Source organism: Mumia sp. Pv4-285, from assembly GCF_041320275.1.
GTDB lineage: Bacteria > Actinomycetota > Actinomycetes > Propionibacteriales > Nocardioidaceae > Mumia > Mumia qirimensis.
Genome location: NZ_CP162023.1, coordinates 2,943,630 through 2,959,338, shown reverse-complemented (window position 1 = coordinate 2,959,338; position 15,709 = coordinate 2,943,630). Strand labels below are relative to the sequence as shown.

The window sequence follows — 15,709 nt, the reverse complement described above, 5'->3', positions numbered from 1 at the left end:
ACCACGCGATGTTCAAGAACTTCTGGTACGCCGTCGAGTTCAGCGAGGACCTCGTCGTAGGCGAGCCCAAGAAGGTGAAGCTGCTCGGACAGCAGCTCGTCATCTACCGCAAGAACAGCGACAAGTCGGTCGTCGCGATGTCGGACCTGTGCGTCCACCGCGGTGCCGCGCTGTCCAGCGGCGAGATCAAGGACGACTGCATCGTCTGTCCCTACCACGGCTGGGAGTACGAGCCCGACGGCTCGGTCCGCAAGATCCCCGCGCACCCCGACAAGGGAATCCCCCGCAAGGCGCGGATCGACTCCTACCCGGTCCAGGAGAAGTACCGCTTCATCTGGATCTTCATGGGTGACCTCCCCGAGTCCGAGCGGATCCCGATCCCCGACTGGTCCGACATCGACGACACCGACAAGTACCGCGCCGTGACCGGCAGCTTCCTGTGGAAGTCCAACTACGAGCGGATCCTCGAGAACGGCGTCGACGTCGCACACACGCCGTTCGTGCACGGCGGAGTCTTCGGCAACAAGGAGAAGCCGGAGGTCCCCGAGTTCGAGGTGGAGGAGTCGCCGTGGCACTGCAAGGTGTCGGTGAAGCTCAACCCGCCGAACTCCAAGGGCATCTGGGGTCTCCTCAACCCCAACAAGACGAAGGACCTGACGAAGCGTCCGCAGGTGCCGGTCTCCACCACGTGGTGGCTGCCCAACATGATCCTGCTCGACATCAAGACGCCGATGGGCGAGCTGAAGATCTTCGACGTCAACATCCCGATCGACGAGGAGACCACGCTGGTCAAGTTCGTCGCGCTGCGGACGTTCTTCAAGGGCAAGTGGGCCGACCGTGATGCTCGGCGCCGCGTGTTCAAGGTGCTGTACGAGGACGAGGCCGTCGTCAACGGCGTCCGTCCCGAGCTCCTGCCGTTCGACCTGTCGGCCGAGCTGCACGTGAAGAGCGACTACAACGCGGTGCTCTACCGGCGTCGCCGCCAGGAGCTCATCGACAAGGGCTGGTCGGTCGAGGGCAACACGATCGTCGGCGAGGGCCCGGCGCGCGTCGAGGCTCGGGTGATCCCGTCGCCCATCCGCAAGGAAGTCCCGGAGCTGGCCTCGGCGTGGAACTTCAAGGAGGTCCGCAGCAAGGAGCTCCTGGGCAAGCGCACCGAGCGCGAGGAGCGCGGCGACGTCCCCCGCACCGACACCACCGACACACCCCGCGAGGAGGGCGTGCGCGCATGAGCACGACAGAGTCCGAAGCCACCGTGAGCCTGCCCAGCGGGCTGTGCCACCGCACGTGGGAGCGCATCGTCGCCGAGCGCGGTCTGCTCGAGGTGAACGGTGACGACGGCGGTTCGTTCCGTACGCTCACCTCGCCGATGACGCCGGCGCCGGTCGGCGAGGTCCGCGTCTTCGTCGCGGCCGACGACGCGGAGCCCGTCGCCAAGCTCGTCTACGTGGGCTTGGCCGTGGAGATGATCGGCCTCGACAGCCACATGGTCTTCGCGTTCACGCGCGACGGGCTGCCGATCCCGCACTTCACGCTCGACTCGGTCCAGGGCCAGGGCTCGTACGCCTTCCACCTCGACCTGATCCCGCGGGCCGACCTCGGCACCCACCTGACGTACCTCGACTGGGCGCACGACCCGCTCACCGAGACGTACGAGGAGGTCGAGACGTGGTCGGGCCTGACCAAGGCCGCGATCGGTCCTCGCCAGAACGCCGTCATGTCGCCGTGGATGCTCGTGCACCGCGCCGACGCCGACGCGTTCGTGTCGATCGAGACCGCCGTCACGACCTACCTCGAGCACTGGTTCGGGCTGCTCGACTCGCCGGTGCCCGAGGCCGTGCTGGCGGACGTGGCCGACACCGACCTGCCGGCACGTGACGCCCGCAACCGAGCCAACATCTTCAGCCCCGACGTCGACAAGGTCTGGGCGCAGGTCGCCCGCCTGATCGGCGACGACGCCGCCGAGGACGTCCGTGTCCAGCTGCTCGACAACGAGGTGAAGAAGTGACCGCGACCACCGAGCCGCAGACCGGCGAGGACACGACCAGCGCTGTGCCGTCGAGTGAATGGCAGCAGCGCATCGAGGGGGAGTGGCACGGCCGCCCGTCGCTCTTCGACGCCGAGGGCAACCACGTCGGCTACGAGCACGTCGTGCGCGCCAGCGTCGTCGAGGACGGGGTGTCCCGCTACTGGATGCGCACCAGCCTCGAGGGCAGCGGTCCCCTCCGCAACCGCTTCGAGCTCGGTGCGAACTTCGACTTCGGCATCGTCGACTCCGACCAGAACCGCGTCTACTGCGGCCCGGACTTCTACGGCACCGGGCAGCCGTACGGCTACTTCGTCGAGGCCAACTACTACTCGCCCGGCTGGCAGGCCGACCTCCGCACCTGGAACCAGGTGCTGCCGGACGGCGTGACGCAGGTCTACTCCTCGGTGCTCCACGACGGCTGGGCGGTCTGCGCGGTCTTCAACGGCGTCTACAAGCGCACGTTCGACCACGAGACCAACCCGGAGACGCAGGCGTTCGTCGACGACTGGATCGCCGGGGAGACCCGCCGCGGCTCCATCCCGCAGGTCCTGCCGACCAAGGAGACCGGTGCCTGGACCGGCACCCTCTCCGTCGAGGATGCCGAGACTCAGACGACCGTCGGCCAGACCGAGGTCCGGATCGACCACGAGCCCCTGTCGTTGCTGCGCGCCAAGCAGTCGATCACCTGGGACGGCGCCCTGACGCGGTCGTACGAGCTCGAGCGCTACCGCGACGGCGCCCGCGTCCAGTACGACGGTCCCGACGTCTTCGGCAACGCCATCTCCTACGGGCGGGCGCTGTTCACCACGCAGCACCTGATGGGCCGTGACGCGCGCGGGGTCGAGAAGATCCGGGGACGCGAGGTCCTGCTGGATCCCCAGACGCGCGATCTCGCCGTCGTCTGGCAGCTGCTCAGCGGCGAGCGTACGACCCACTTCGTGCACGGTCTCCTGACCTGGGAGCCGAGCGCGTGAGCGAGCCACCTGGGAGCGAGGGCAGGGTCGTCGTCGTGACCGGAGGGACCCGGGGGATCGGCCTCGGGCTCGCCCGGGAGCTCCTGGCCCGCGGGTGCCGCGTCGTCGTCTGCGGCCGGTCGGGCGCGAGCGTGGAGGCGGCGGTCGCCGACCTCTCCGCGAGCGCCCCGGGCGGCAGCGTCGCCGGCCAGGTCGCCGACGTCACCGACCGCGACTCGCTCGTCGCCCTGCGCGACCTCGCGATCGCGCGGTTCGGCCGGGTCGACGTCTGGATCAACAACGCCGGCATGTCGGCCCCGCGTCGCCCGCTGACCGAGGTGCCGGCCGACGTGGTCGACGCCGTGGTCCGTACGAACGTGCTGGGCGTGGTCAACGGCTGCGCCGTCGCGCTCGACGTGATGGGCTCGCAGGCCGGCGGCGGCTGGATCTGGAACATGGAGGGCTTCGGCTCCGGCGGTCAGATGCAGCCCGGCATGACGACGTACGGCACGACCAAGCGCGGTGTCAGCTATCTGACGGCCTCACTGGTGAAGGAGACGAAGGGGACGCCCGTCAAGATCGGCTTCCTGTCTCCGGGCATCGTCGCGACCGACCTGCTGCTCGACGACTACGACGGGCAGCCGGAGGCGTTCGAGCGTGCCCGCAAGATCTTCAACATCCTGGGTGACCGGGTCGAGACGGTCACCCCGTGGCTGGCCGACGGGATCCTCGGCGCCCGCAAGCACGGTGCCAAGGTGGCGTGGCTGACCCGGTCGAAGGCGATGGGGCGGTTCCTCACCGCGAGCTTCCGGTCGCGCGACATCTTCGCGCCCACTCCTGAGAAGGCGGTCGTCTGATGGCCATCGATCCCTGCACCGAGTACGGTCTCGCGCTGGCCCTCGAGGACTTCGTCCCCGTGCTCCTCGCTGGCACCGGTCTGGTCGTCCTCGCCAACGCGCTGGGCAAGGCACTGCCTGCCGTGCGCGTCGGTGCGCTCTTCGGCGGCGTCGTCGTCATGCTGGGCGGCCTCGGCAAGGCGGTCTGGAAGCTGCTGGTGGCCGGGCCGTGCGTCGAGATCCCGTTCCTCGAGCAGATGCTGTTCCCCTGCCTCGCTATCGGGTTCTCCGCACTCGCGTGGGCACTGGCGAGCGTGTACGTCGGCAAGGTCGTCTCGTGGATGCCGTTCGCCCTCGTGCCGTTCGTCGGCGCCTGCATCTCGGGCGCCGCACGCAACCTGACGCCCATGCTGGCGATCGCCGCCCTCGCGGCGGTCGCGGTCGGGGCGATGGCCTCGGCTCTCGCCGCGCGCCACGGCGACCAGCTCGGCCGTTGGCTCTTCATCGTCTACCTCGTCGGCACGCTCGTCCTCCCGCCGCTCGCTGCACGTCCGAACCAGACCGAGGCGCTGCAGTGGGCGGAGCAGCTCACGAACACCGGCGTCCAGCTCTGCTTCCTCATCGGTGCGCTCCGCCTCCGCGGACGCCTTCCGCGCGCCGAGCGACCCTCCGTCCCCGAAGGAGCCTCCCTCTCATGACCGACCGCCTCGGCTACCGCCGCAAGTTCGGCGTGATCGCCCCGAGCACCAACACGATCGTCCAGCCCGAGTTCGACATGATGCGGGTTCCCGGCGTCACCTCGCACTACGGCCGCATCCTGATCCGCGACGGCCGCATCGCCGACGACGAGGGCATGCAGAACCTGCTGGTGCAGATCCGCGACGCGATGGCCGACTGCGTCGAGGGCATCATGACGATGGAACCCGACTACATGGTCATGGGCATGAGTGCCGAGACCTTCTGGGACGGTGTCGAAGGCAACCGTCAGTTCGTCCAGCAGATCAAGGACCTCTCCGGCGGCCTCGGCGTCGCCACCGGGGCAGAGGCGTGCGAGCGCGCCCTCCAGCTCTTCGGTGCCAAGAAGATCGGCATCGTCACGCCCTACACCCCGATCGGCGACGAGAACGTCCGCAAGTTCTTCACCGAGCTCGGCTTCGACGTCGAGAAAATCAAGGGGCTCAGCTGCGAGAGCGCGGTCGCGATCGCCCATGTCAGCGAGCAGACGCTGCGTGAGGCCATCATCGAGGTCGACGGCCCCGACGTCGACGCGATCGTCCAGTGCGGCACCAACCTGTGCATGACCGAGCTGGCCGACGAGGCGGAGCGGTGGCTCGGCAAGCCCGTGATCGCGATCAACGCTGCCACCTGGTGGATGGCGCTGCGCGACAACGGCATCGACGAGAAGGTCCACGGCTTCGGGTCGCTGCTGCGCGACCACTGACCCCGCAGACCTACGCACGAGCCGCTGCCGGCAGACGACGGCGGCGGCTCGTGTTGCGGTGGTGCGTCCTCAGGTTACGAACAGCGAACTATGTCCGATTTCTCAGGACAGTGTTCCGCGTCACAAGATACTGTTCCACCACCCCCGTACTCGTGGGACGTCCCAGCACGCGTCATGTCGTGCCGTTGCGTCCCTCGAGCTCTAGCCGACTGCGCTCGCCGTCGTCGGTTCGGGTTCGAGGGTGATCTGGTCGAACGGCAGCAGCGGTTCGATCTCGGGAAAGACCACGAGGAACAAGATGGCGACGACCCCCAAGAAGAGGGCGACGGCCAGCGCCGCCTTCAGGGCGGTGGGGCCGGGCAGGACCCTCCAGAGTGCTGCGTACACGTCAGACCTCCGAACCGATGACTGTCTCGGTCAGGTGACCGTGGACGATGAGCCGCTCGCTCGAACCCCAGCGCGGGTTGCAGGTCACGAGCGTGATGCGCGCCTTGCGCGACTGCTTGTCGGGCTTGCCGGGCACCGGGAGCAGCACGTCGACGTCCGAGGGGGTGACGATCTCGGTCGTGTCGACGACGTAGGTGTACGTCACGCCGACCGACCCGACGACGATCTCGTCGCCCGGCTGCATCCGATCGAGGTGCGCGAACGGTTCGCCGTGGGTCGCGCGGTGCCCAGCGACGGCGAAGTTGCCCAGCTGGCCGGGGAGCGCCGTCTCGGGGAAGTGCCCGGGGCCGCGGTTGAGCTGCTCGTCGGACACGCCCTCGACGACGACCCACGACCAGTCGTCACCGAGCCGAGGGATGCGCATGACCGCCATCGCGTCTCCGGGTGGCGCCGTCACGGGCGTCGGGGTGGCGTCGGCGCCGGGGGACGGGGTGACAGCCGACTGGGTCTGGCTCTCGAAGTCCTCGCGCAGCTCGACCTGGGCTGCGGCGGTCTGCACGTCGCTCCAGACGACCACGTACGCGGCGAAGAGCAGGACGACGACACCGCCGGTGACGAGCAGCTCGGCAGTCGTACGCGCAAGCGCTCTCGCTACCACGGCGGACCGGTTCATTCAAATCCTCTCGGATATATCATTGACAATATCGGCTGTGTGGCACAGCCTATCTCTACTTGTACTCCCGATGAGTGCAATGCAGTGGACAGGACTGCGTTTGAGGTCGGGTCCCTCGGGGCCCCCTACCCGAAGAAGGAGAGCGGGTAGATGATTTCGAAGAACCGTGCCGTCGCCCTGCTGGCTGGTGCCAGCATGCTTGCGACGACAGCAGTCGTCCTCGGAGCCGGGTCCGCATCTGCGGTCACGCCCACCGGCGGATGTTGGGTCTACTCACCCCCGAGTGGAGCCGGCATCGAGGACACCACGCCAGCGAGCAACACGTCATCCTCACTCGCTCCTTGGAGTGAGGGCGCCGTCGACTACACCCTCAGCACGACCGGGGGCACCACGGTCGGCAGCACGCGCAACTTCTCGCTCGTGTTCGACAAGGGACCGAAGAACGGTGGCCCGCCGGCCAGTGGCACGGCGTACTACTACTTCTCGGTCAACGGCAACAACCTGCCTGCGGTCACGAAGGCCTTCTCGGCCGGCGGCGGAGCGGTGATCCCCGGTGACACCATCACCGGATCGTTCACCATCACCGCAGCGGGCAGCACCACCGTGAAGCTCCGCAAGGTGATCTACGACATCCCGCTGTTCCTCACCCGAGTGAACTGCAACGGTCAGAGCACCGGCGTCGCCAACGGTGTCAACCCGGCCACGACGCCGGTCGACACCAACGTCAGCGCCAACTTCTCTGCCGTCGGCCCCACGGCGACCATCTCGGGCATCAGCAACCAGGTGGTGAACACCTCCGCCCGCAAGAACGACGTCGTCAGCTTCGGCGTCTCCAACTTCGCGGGTGCCGGTACCGGCACGGCCGAGCTCTGCGACACCAGCGGCAACAGCTGTGATGCAGGTTCGTCGTCCGTCACCATCTCCGCTGCCGGCACTGGCACTGGCACTCTCCCCGTGCCCGCCACGCCGACCGCGGGCGCACGCACGCTGAAGGTCACCTCGGGCGGCGAGACCAGCCTGACCCCGATCACGATCCTGGGCAACCCCACCGTCTCGACCAATGTGGTCGGTGGCGGCGCGGGCACGATCGTGACCGTGTCGGGAACCAACTGGGATCCCAACCAGTCCGTCAACGTCAGCAGCACCCAGAGCGGTCCTCCGTTCCCGCCGCCGGCGACGTCGGATCCCGCAGTGACGGCCACGGCCGACTCCGCGGGCAACTTCTCGCAGTCGTTCACCGTGAACGATCCTGCGACGGCGTTCATCGGCGCGAGCCGTACGCACGCTGCCGGGCCGCCGCCGGTCGTCATCTTCGCCTCGCAGGCGTTCACCTTCTCGGGTGACTCCTGCACGGCCAAGGTCGGCCTCGCGACGACCGGGAGCTGCTCGCTGCTCGAGACGGTCGACCTGACCGTCGTCGCCGGCGACCTGAAGATGTCGAAGGCCGCGGGCGCGGTCACGATGTCGGGCATCCAGCTCGACGGGACTGACCAGACCTCCACGGGCAACCTCCAGGACGTCACGGTGAAGGACTACCGCGGCGGCACGCTGGGTTGGTCGCTCGTCGGTCGCTTCTCGGGTCTCAACGGCCCGGCGAAGCCGTCCGGTGGCAACTTCACCATCCCGTCGAGCTCGCTCTCGTGGACGCCGAGCTGTGTCGCAGCCGCCAACAGTGACGACACCGTCACCGCTGGCGCAGCGGGCGCGTTCGGTGATGCGGCGACCGATCTGCCGCTCTGCTCGGTCTCGACGGCCGGTCTGGGCGCCAACGGCACCAGCGGTGGCGACACCGTCGCCGACGCCGGTCTCTCGCTCGCCGTCGGTTCCAGCCAGGCGGCCGGTGCCTACACCGGTCTCCTCACGCTGACGCTGTCGTAAGCCTCGGGCCTACGTCACGTCATCTGTCATGACACGCAACACCCCGCAGTAACGGTCCGGGTGGACGCCGCAGCAGCGGCGTCCACCCGTTCCGGCGGTTCCGACCCCTCCGACCGGGAGCTTCCGATGACCCTCGCGACGCGCCTCGCGCGATCTCTCATCGCCCTTCTCATGCTGACTTCGGCGACGGCCCTGCTGCCGTCGCCTGCGCATGCCGCCGACAACGGCGCCTGGTCGGTCACCCCTACTCCCGCCGACTCGTCCTCGCCGACCCCGCGCAGCTACTTCGTCCTCGAGGGCGCGCCCGGGACCACGCTGACGGACAAGGTCCGCATCCGGAACTTCACCAAGAAGCCGCTGACCTTCTCGATCTACGGAGCAGACGGCTACAACACCGAGCGGGGCGGGTTCTTCGCGCTGCGCCCTCTCGACCAGCCGCAGACCGACGTCGGCGCGTGGATCAAGGTTCCCGTCCAGACCGTGAAGGTCGTCGGCCGGACCCAGGTCGACGTACCGATCACGATCCAGATCCCTGCGAACGCGACTCCCGGCGACCACGTCGGCGGACTCGTCGCTCTGAACGGCGCGGTCGAGGCCACCACCGAGTCCGGCGGCATCGACGTCGGCATCCAGCGCGCGGTCGCCTCGCGCCTCTACCTGCGGGTCGCAGGGCCGACGATGCCCGCCCTGAAGGTGACCGACGTCCAGCTCGAGCACGACCGAGGGGTCTTCCCGTGGTCCGGTGCCGGCAAGGGCACGGTCTCGTACACCGTCAAGAACACCGGCAACCTCCGCCTCTCGCCGAGCGCCGCCATCACTCTCACGGGCCTGTTCGGGCGTGAGCTGTCGTCGGTCGAGACCGGTCAGATCGTCGACCTGCTGCCGGGGGCGACGGTGAAGCTTCGCGAGAAGGTCGAGGGCGTCGGTGCCGTCGACCGGGTCACCGCGAAGGTCACCATGGCGACCCCCGAGGGCACCAAGCACTCGGAGTCGACGACCGTCTGGGTCGTGCCCTGGCTCGTGACGGCGATGCTGCTCGCTCTCGTCATCGGGGGAGTGTGGTGGTGGCTGCGGCGCCGTGCTGCCCGACGCAAGGCGTTCGCCGCGGTCGCGACCGCTCCGAAGCTCACGATCGCGGCCGGCCGGTGAGGGCGGGCAAGCGAGCCGCTGTCGTCCTCGCTCTCGTCGCGCTGCTCGGCGCCTACGTGGGGGCATGGTCCTCGGCGACGGCTGACGACACCGCCCCTGCCGGCACGGGCCTGACGGCCACGGTCACGCCCGGCGAGGGCAGGTCGGGCGCCAACGTCCAGGTCAAGGGCGAGGGCTGGCCGCCACTCACCCAGGTGCAGGCACTCGTCTGCGGAGACCTCGCCATCGGCGGATCGGCCGCGTGCGACCAGAGTGCCGCCGCGCTCGCCGTGACCAACGTCGACGGCCAGCTCGACATCGACCTCGTGGTGGGCAACCCGCCTCGACCGTGCCCCTGCGTCGTGCGGGTCGCCTCGTACACCGGGCCCGCGCTCGCGGTCGACGCCCCGTTCGTCGTCACCGGGCACGCGGTCGGCACCCCGCCCGCCGCCGTGCTCCCGGCGGCCGACCTGGTCGTGACCAACGCCCACCTCGAGGGCAGCGGCGGCCTCGCCGGGTTCTTCGGCTTCGCACCGGCCCGCCGCCTTGTCGTCGAGGTCGAGAACCGAGGCACGGCTGCGGCGTACAACCCCGAGATCGCGCTCGGCGTCGGGAAGTCCGACCTCCAGAAGCCCGACGTCGTCCTCAAGCGCGACATCACGGTCGAGCCGTTGCAGAGCGCGACGATCGAGTCCAAGATCGAGCTGCCGTTCGCGGCCTTCGGCACGTACCACGTCGTCGGATCGATCGGCGAGGGCGAGACCGGCGCGCTCTTCCAGACCACCTGGGGCGCGTACCCGTGGGGCCTCGTCGCGATCAACCTGCTGATGGTCCTGCTGCTCGCCTGGGCGATCAAGCACCGCCGCGACGTGATCAAGGCACGTCCGGCCCTCGACGCGCAGTCGAAGGCAGCACTCACCAGCTCTCCCTACCCGCTGCCCGACGTCGTGTACGTCGACGCGCTCGGAGGGTTCCTCGTCAGCCCGAAGGCCGTCGGACGATCCGGCCTCATCAAGAGGCTCGACGGTCGGCTCGAGCAGCGCGACCTGGAGACCCTGCTCCACGATCCCGCGGCGCTGGCCGCCGGTGTCGCCCTCGGGACGTCGATCGGGTCTGCTGGCGGCTCGGCCGAGCCAGGCGGCGCGTCGGTGATCGATCTGGCGGCGCTCGACGCCTGGCTGCAGCGCCGTCACCCCGGCGTGGTGGCCGACCACGCCGGCGCCGACGGAGGAGCAGGGGCGTCAACCAGTGCCGTCGCTGACTCGGTGGTCGACGTCGATGCCGTCGACACCTGGCTGGATCGGCGGGACAAACGATCTTCCCAGCACTCCTAATATCGTATATTCTAGCCGCCAATCCACCCGGGACGGAGAACGCATGCGGCACCTGAGCCCTCTCGAACGCTTCGCGGACCAATCACTGGTGATCCGCGCGACGGCCGCGCTCGCCGTCTTCGCACTCGCTCTCGCGGGCTGCGGCAGCGTGATGCCGGGAAGCGTGGTCGGCGATGGCGGTGGATCCGGCGGAGCGGTCGCGATGACCGGCGTCGGACCCGGCGTCACCGACGAGTCCGTGAAGGTGGTCTTCGTCGGGGTGGACCTCGAGGCGGTCAAGGGAGTCACGGGATTCAAGACGGCCAACGCGGGCGATCCCGAGAAGCAGGTCGAGGCCCTCGAGACCTGGGTCAATGCCAACGGCGGTGTCGGCGGTCGCAAGCTCGACGCCGTCTTCCGGCTGTACGACGCCCAGAAGGACTCACCGGCCGCCGAGGAACAGCTGTGCAAGCAGGTCGTGCAGGACGACAAGGCGTTCGCGGTGGTGCTCACCGGACAGTTCCAGGACAACGCGCGCCCCTGCTACGCGATGGAGAAGACGCTCGTCCTCGACGCGACGCTGGTCGCGACGGATGACGCGACGTACAAGAAGCACTATCCCTACCTGTGGTCCGCGAGCTACCCGTCGTACGACGGCTTCGTCCGCGCGTACGTCCAGACGCTCTCGGAGCAGGGCTTCTTCAAGGGGCGCAAGCAGGTCGGCGTCGTCGCCGCTGACAACGCCATCAACCGCACGACCATGGAGGAGCTGGCGATCCCGCTGCTCGAGGACGCCGGCGTCAAGCCCGAGGTCGCCTGGGTCGACACGACCGACCAGGGCAGCCTCTTCATGGGCACCGGCCAGGGCGCGGTGACCTTCCGGTCCGCCGGGATCGACCGTGTGATGTTCCTCGGCGGCGCACGACTGGCGTCCATCTTCGCCACGCAGGCCACCACGCAGGAGTTCAAGGCGCGATACGCGGTGTCGACCTTCGACAACCCGGCCTTCTTCGTGAACAACCCCGACATGCTGCCTGCCAGCATCTTGAAGGGCATGGTCGGCGTCGGCTTCGCGCCGTCGCAGGAGGTCGGGGACGCCCAGCTGGCCTTCCCAGGCACCGATGCGGAGAAGAAGTGCATCGACATCTACTCCGAGGCGGGGATCAGCTTCGAGTCGCGTGAGGCGGCGCGCGTCGCCCTCCCGTACTGCGACGCCGCGCTGCTCCTGCAGGCCGGTGCGACCGAGCTGACCGACGACTTCAACGCCGGTGCGTGGGGTGCGGCGGTCGAGAGTCTCGGCTCCGCCTTCGTCCCTGCGACCGGCTTCACCGGTGCCCTCGGTCCCGGCAAGCAGGCTGCTTCCGGTGCCTACCGGGTCATCAGGTTCGACGACTCCTGCGGCTGCTTCGTGTACGAGGGAGGCGACGTTGATTTCCCGACGTCGTGACGCCGGCCTCGGCATCCTCGCGCCGCGCGCCGGAGCGCCCGCCCTGTCGGTCGAGGGCATCCAGTGCTCGTACGGTCAGGTGCAGGTGCTCTTCGACGCCGGCCTGGTCGTCGAGGAGGGCGAGATGGTCGCGCTGCTCGGTCCCAACGGCGTCGGCAAGAGCACGACGCTCAAGGTCGTCGCCGGGCTGCTGCGTCCCGACGCGGGAGTGGTCCGCCTGGGCGGCGTCGACGTCACGTCGGCCCCGACCCGCGAGCGCATCGCCCGCGGGCTCGGGCAGGTCGTCGGCCAGGCGACCTTCAGCTCACTGACGGTCACCGAGAACCTGCGCATGCACGCCTACACGATCGAGGACCGCGTGTGGGCACAGGAGGCCGTCGATGCTGCGCTCGCCGTGTTTCCCCGGTTGTACGCCCGGCGTGACCAGCCGGCATCCACGCTGTCCGGTGGCGAACGTCAGATGCTCGCCCTCGCCAAGGCGATCGTGCAGGACCCCCGGGTCCTCGTCGTCGACGAGTTCTCGCTCGGTCTCGCGCCGGTGGTCGTCGGTGGCCTGATCGAGCTCGTCCGGCGCCTCAACGAGCGCGGTACGGCGGTGCTGCTCGTCGAGCAGTCCGTCAACGTCGCGCTGTCGCTCGTGGATCGCGCCTACTTCATGGAGAAGGGCGAGATCGTCGCCTGCGAGTCCGCGGGCGACCTCGCCGCGGACCCCGACCGGGTGCGTGACCTCATGCTCGGCGGCCACACCACGGCGGTGACGGCATGAGTGCCACGGAGGCGGTCCTGGCGATGGACGTGATGGGCTTCCAGATCGGCATCGACCGGCTCATCATCGGTGTCTTCACCGGTCTCACGTACGGGATGCTCGCGGTCGGCCTCGTCCTCGTCTACCGGTCGAGCAAGTTCGTCAACTTCGCGCACGGCTCGATCGGTGCGTTCGGGGCATCTGTCCTCGGTCTGCTCGTGGTCGACTGGGGCACCCCCTACTTCGTGGCGTTCCCCGTCGCGATCGCCGTCGCGGCACTGCTCGCCGGGGGCATCGAGGTGGGCGTTGTGCGCCGGCTCGCAGGCCGTCCGAGCCTCATCGGCATGATCGCGACGCTCGGCCTGTCCCAGTTCATCTTGATCATGGCGCTGCTGGTCAACAGCGACGGCGTCAGCGGCTTCACGTTCCCCGAGCCCCCGTTCCTGCCGTCGTTCACGCTCGGCACGACCCCGGTCGGGCCGTCGTACCTCGCGATGCTTCTGCTCGCCCCGGCCGTGCTTCTCGGTCTCGCGTGGTTCCTGCGGCGAACCCGGCAGGGTCTCGCGATCCGCGCGGCGGCCGACTCTGCGGACACTGCCGCGCTCGAGGGCATCCGTGCACCGCGCATGGCGTCGTACGCCTGGGCGATCGCTGGCGGCATCGCGGCGCTGTCCGCCATTCTGGTAACCCCGACCACGGCGGGCCAGTCGATCGAGACGCTCGGCCCGGACCTGCTCCTCAAGGGCCTCGCCGGTGCCGTGATCGCCCGCATGACGTCGATCCCCATCGCGTTCTGGGCGTCGATCGCGATCGGCGTCCTCGAGCAGATCCTTCTCTCCAACCCCGACACGCGTGGCCTCGTGCCGGTGGTGATCGGGATCGTCATCGTCGTCGCGCTGCTGCGCCAGCCGACCCTCGGTCGCGCTGACACGGAGCGCGGCGGCTGGCGCCGTGTCGGTTCCCCTCCGGTCCCAGCCGCCTACAAGGCGGTGCGTGCGATCCGTCTCACCCCGCCCGTGGTCGTGATCGGCTCGGTGACGGTCGCGGTCGCTCTCGCCTACCTCGTCAGCAACGAGACGGCCTCGGTGCTGACCAGCGTCGCGGGTTTCGCGATCGTCGGCCTCAGCGTCGGACTCATCACAGGCGTCGCCGGTCAGCTCTCGCTCGGTCAGTTCGCGTACGCCGGGATCGGCGCAGCAGTCTCGGCGCACCTCGCGAACTCGTCGGGAAACTTCGTCCTGGGCATCCTCGGCGGCGTCGCGGTGGCTGCGGTCGTCTCGGCGCTCGTCGGCATCCCGGCACTGCGGCTCAAGGGGCTGGCGCTCGCTGTGTCGACCCTGGCCTTCGCGCTGGCCACGACGGCCTGGGTCCTGCGGCTCGACATCTTCCTCGGCGACGGGATCTCGCCCGCGAAGCCGACCTGGTTCGGATATCCGATGAACCTGGCGCGCGACTACTACCTGTTCGCGATCCTCATGCTCGCGCTCGGTGTGTTCGTGTGCGCCAACCTCTGGCGCAGCGGCTTCGGCCGATCCCTGCAGGCCCTCCGGGACAACGAGGACGCCGCTCGCGCGTTCACCGTTCCTCGGACGATGCGCAAGCTGCAGCTCTACGCCGTCTCCGGTGCGATTGCCGGTCTCGGTGGTGTGGTGATCGGCCACGGCCAGATGACGCTCACCGTCAACTCGTTCCCGGCGACCGCGAGCATCGACGTCGTCGCGCTGACCGTGGTGGGCGGGCTCGGCCTGGTCATCGGTCCGCTCGTCGGAGCGCTCATCATCGTCGGACTCCCGGGGCTCGTCATCCTGGGCATCCCCGGCCAGGCGGCCTTGGCCCTCGGCTGGCTCCTCGTCGTCGTCCTGCTGCCTGACGGCCTGGGCGGGATCGGCATGAGGATGCGCGACCGCTGGTACGACTGGCTGGCCGCTCGTGCCGGGCTGGACCCCGCTGCGGTGCGGACCGAGCCCGACGTCACGCAGCGTTCACCGCTGCAGCGCTCGGCCCAGCTCGACGGGCTCTTCACGCCCGACACCCAAGACCTCGAAGCCGGCCCGGGTGCGACGCCGCTGCTGGTCGTGAACGACATCAGCCGGCACTTCGGTGGCGTCGTCGCGGTGGACCACGTCGACCTCGAGGTAGGACCCGGAGAGATCGTCGGCGTGATCGGACCGAACGGCGCCGGCAAGACGACCCTGTTCGAGATCATCGCCGGGTTCACAGCACCGGACACCGGCGCCATCTTCTTCGCGGACCGAGACATGACGAAGGCGACCCCGGAGCACCGAGCGACCGCCGGTCTCGTCCGCTCCTTCCAGGACGCGGCGTTGTTCCCGACGATGACCGTGCGGGAGACCGTCATGGTTGCGGGGGAGCGCACCCACCCGAGCCGCCTCGCGGTGGCCGCGTTGGGCACGCCGTTCCCGGACCGGCTCAAGGCGAACCGCGCCGACGAGCTCATCGACCGGATGGGTCTGGGGCCGTTCGCGGGGCGCACCATCGCCGAGCTGTCGACCGGCACCCGCCGCGTGGTGGAGCTCACCTGCCTGCTCGCCCTGGAGCCGCGGGTCCTGCTCCTCGACGAGCCGTCGGCCGGCATCGCCCAGAACGAGTGCGAGGCGCTCGGTGACCTGCTGCTCGACGTCCGGCGCGAGCTCGGCACGGCGATGGTCGTCATCGAGCACGACCTGCCGCTGCTCAGTCGGCTGTGCGACCGGATGGTCGCGATGAACCTCGGACGCCTCGTCGCCTCCGGCACGCCGGACGAGGTCCGCAGCCACCCCGAGGTCATCAGCTCCTACCTCGGCTCCGACCATGCCGCCATCGAGCGGTCCGGTTCGCATCTCGCGCCCGTCACGCCGCTGCCCGCGGGGACGCCATGA

The 15,709-nt window shown here is 69.2% G+C and carries 14 protein-coding genes; 12 read left to right on the top strand and 2 right to left on the bottom strand.

The window, feature by feature from the left end:
• The first annotated feature begins 8 nt into the window (after positions 1-8).
• Genes AB3M34_RS14280 through AB3M34_RS14255 form a run of 6 tightly spaced genes read left to right on the top strand, consistent with a single transcriptional unit; the run spans position 9 to position 5,259 of the window.
• The gene (locus AB3M34_RS14280; protein WP_370614841.1) at positions 9-1,232 is read left to right on the top strand and encodes a Rieske 2Fe-2S domain-containing protein; all 1,224 of its coding nucleotides are present in this window, start codon (positions 9-11) and stop codon (positions 1,230-1,232) included.
• Positions 1,229-2,008 (top strand): hypothetical protein, encoded by a 780-nt coding sequence (locus tag AB3M34_RS14275; RefSeq protein ID WP_370614839.1) that lies wholly within the window; start codon positions 1,229-1,231, stop codon positions 2,006-2,008. The genes AB3M34_RS14280 and AB3M34_RS14275 overlap by 4 nt, the downstream gene beginning before the upstream one ends.
• Positions 2,005-3,003: a hypothetical protein gene (locus AB3M34_RS14270; protein WP_370614837.1), complete on the top strand. Its 999-nt coding sequence runs from the start codon at positions 2,005-2,007 to the stop codon at positions 3,001-3,003. Before AB3M34_RS14275 ends, AB3M34_RS14270 begins: the two co-directional genes overlap by 4 nt.
• Positions 3,000-3,839 (top strand): SDR family NAD(P)-dependent oxidoreductase, encoded by an 840-nt coding sequence (locus AB3M34_RS14265; protein ID WP_370614835.1) that lies wholly within the window; start codon positions 3,000-3,002, stop codon positions 3,837-3,839. The genes AB3M34_RS14270 and AB3M34_RS14265 overlap by 4 nt, the downstream gene beginning before the upstream one ends.
• Positions 3,839-4,516, top strand: a complete 678-nt coding sequence (locus AB3M34_RS14260) for a hypothetical protein (protein ID WP_370614833.1) — start codon at positions 3,839-3,841, stop codon at positions 4,514-4,516. The genes AB3M34_RS14265 and AB3M34_RS14260 overlap by 1 nt, the downstream gene beginning before the upstream one ends.
• Positions 4,513-5,259: a maleate cis-trans isomerase family protein gene (locus tag AB3M34_RS14255; protein ID WP_370614832.1), complete on the top strand. Its 747-nt coding sequence runs from the start codon at positions 4,513-4,515 to the stop codon at positions 5,257-5,259. Before AB3M34_RS14260 ends, AB3M34_RS14255 begins: the two co-directional genes overlap by 4 nt.
• Positions 5,260-5,460: 201 nt before the next feature.
• Here AB3M34_RS14255 and AB3M34_RS14250 read toward each other — a convergent pair whose 3' ends face one another.
• Positions 5,461-5,646, bottom strand: coding sequence for a hypothetical protein (locus tag AB3M34_RS14250; RefSeq protein ID WP_370614830.1), 186 nt, complete (start codon positions 5,644-5,646; stop codon positions 5,461-5,463).
• Between the two features lies 1 nt (position 5,647).
• Entirely contained in the window at positions 5,648-6,319 is a 672-nt protein-coding gene (locus AB3M34_RS14245; RefSeq protein WP_370614828.1) for a class E sortase, read from the bottom strand.
• Between the two features lie 150 nt (positions 6,320-6,469).
• Here AB3M34_RS14245 and AB3M34_RS14240 point away from each other — a divergent pair, with 150 nt between their 5' ends.
• From AB3M34_RS14240 to AB3M34_RS14215, 6 genes are all read left to right on the top strand, one after another.
• On the top strand, positions 6,470-8,197 hold the full coding sequence (locus AB3M34_RS14240; RefSeq protein ID WP_370614826.1) for a hypothetical protein: 1,728 nt from the start codon (positions 6,470-6,472) through the stop codon (positions 8,195-8,197).
• 126 nt (positions 8,198-8,323) lie between these two features.
• Positions 8,324-9,346: a WxL protein peptidoglycan domain-containing protein gene (locus tag AB3M34_RS14235; RefSeq protein ID WP_370614824.1), complete on the top strand. Its 1,023-nt coding sequence runs from the start codon at positions 8,324-8,326 to the stop codon at positions 9,344-9,346.
• Positions 9,343-10,659, top strand: coding sequence for a hypothetical protein (locus AB3M34_RS14230; protein WP_370614823.1), 1,317 nt, complete (start codon positions 9,343-9,345; stop codon positions 10,657-10,659). The genes AB3M34_RS14235 and AB3M34_RS14230 overlap by 4 nt, the downstream gene beginning before the upstream one ends.
• Positions 10,660-10,702: 43 nt before the next feature.
• Positions 10,703-12,085, top strand: a complete 1,383-nt coding sequence (locus AB3M34_RS14225; RefSeq protein ID WP_370614822.1) for an ABC transporter substrate-binding protein — start codon at positions 10,703-10,705, stop codon at positions 12,083-12,085.
• Positions 12,066-12,851, top strand: a complete 786-nt coding sequence (locus AB3M34_RS14220) for an ABC transporter ATP-binding protein (RefSeq protein WP_370614820.1) — start codon at positions 12,066-12,068, stop codon at positions 12,849-12,851. The genes AB3M34_RS14225 and AB3M34_RS14220 overlap by 20 nt, the downstream gene beginning before the upstream one ends.
• Positions 12,848-15,709, top strand: a complete 2,862-nt coding sequence (locus AB3M34_RS14215) for an ABC transporter permease subunit (protein ID WP_370614819.1) — start codon at positions 12,848-12,850, stop codon at positions 15,707-15,709. Before AB3M34_RS14220 ends, AB3M34_RS14215 begins: the two co-directional genes overlap by 4 nt.

Excerpts from the sequence above, each read along its gene's own strand:
- AB3M34_RS14235 (WP_370614824.1), top strand. The coding sequence starts at position 8,324 with ATGACCCTCGCGACGCGCCTCGCGCGATCTCTCATCGCCCTTCTCATG.
- AB3M34_RS14240 (WP_370614826.1), top strand. The coding sequence starts at position 6,470 with ATGATTTCGAAGAACCGTGCCGTCGCCCTGCTGGCTGGTGCCAGCATG.
- AB3M34_RS14215 (WP_370614819.1), top strand. The coding sequence starts at position 12,848 with ATGAGTGCCACGGAGGCGGTCCTGGCGATGGACGTGATGGGCTTCCAG.
- AB3M34_RS14260 (WP_370614833.1), top strand. The coding sequence starts at position 3,839 with ATGGCCATCGATCCCTGCACCGAGTACGGTCTCGCGCTGGCCCTCGAG.
- AB3M34_RS14280 (WP_370614841.1), top strand. The coding sequence starts at position 9 with ATGTTCAAGAACTTCTGGTACGCCGTCGAGTTCAGCGAGGACCTCGTC.
- AB3M34_RS14225 (WP_370614822.1), top strand. The coding sequence starts at position 10,703 with ATGCGGCACCTGAGCCCTCTCGAACGCTTCGCGGACCAATCACTGGTG.
- AB3M34_RS14245 (WP_370614828.1), bottom strand. The coding sequence starts at position 6,319 with ATGAACCGGTCCGCCGTGGTAGCGAGAGCGCTTGCGCGTACGACTGCC.
- AB3M34_RS14275 (WP_370614839.1), top strand. The coding sequence starts at position 1,229 with ATGAGCACGACAGAGTCCGAAGCCACCGTGAGCCTGCCCAGCGGGCTG.
- AB3M34_RS14255 (WP_370614832.1), top strand. The coding sequence starts at position 4,513 with ATGACCGACCGCCTCGGCTACCGCCGCAAGTTCGGCGTGATCGCCCCG.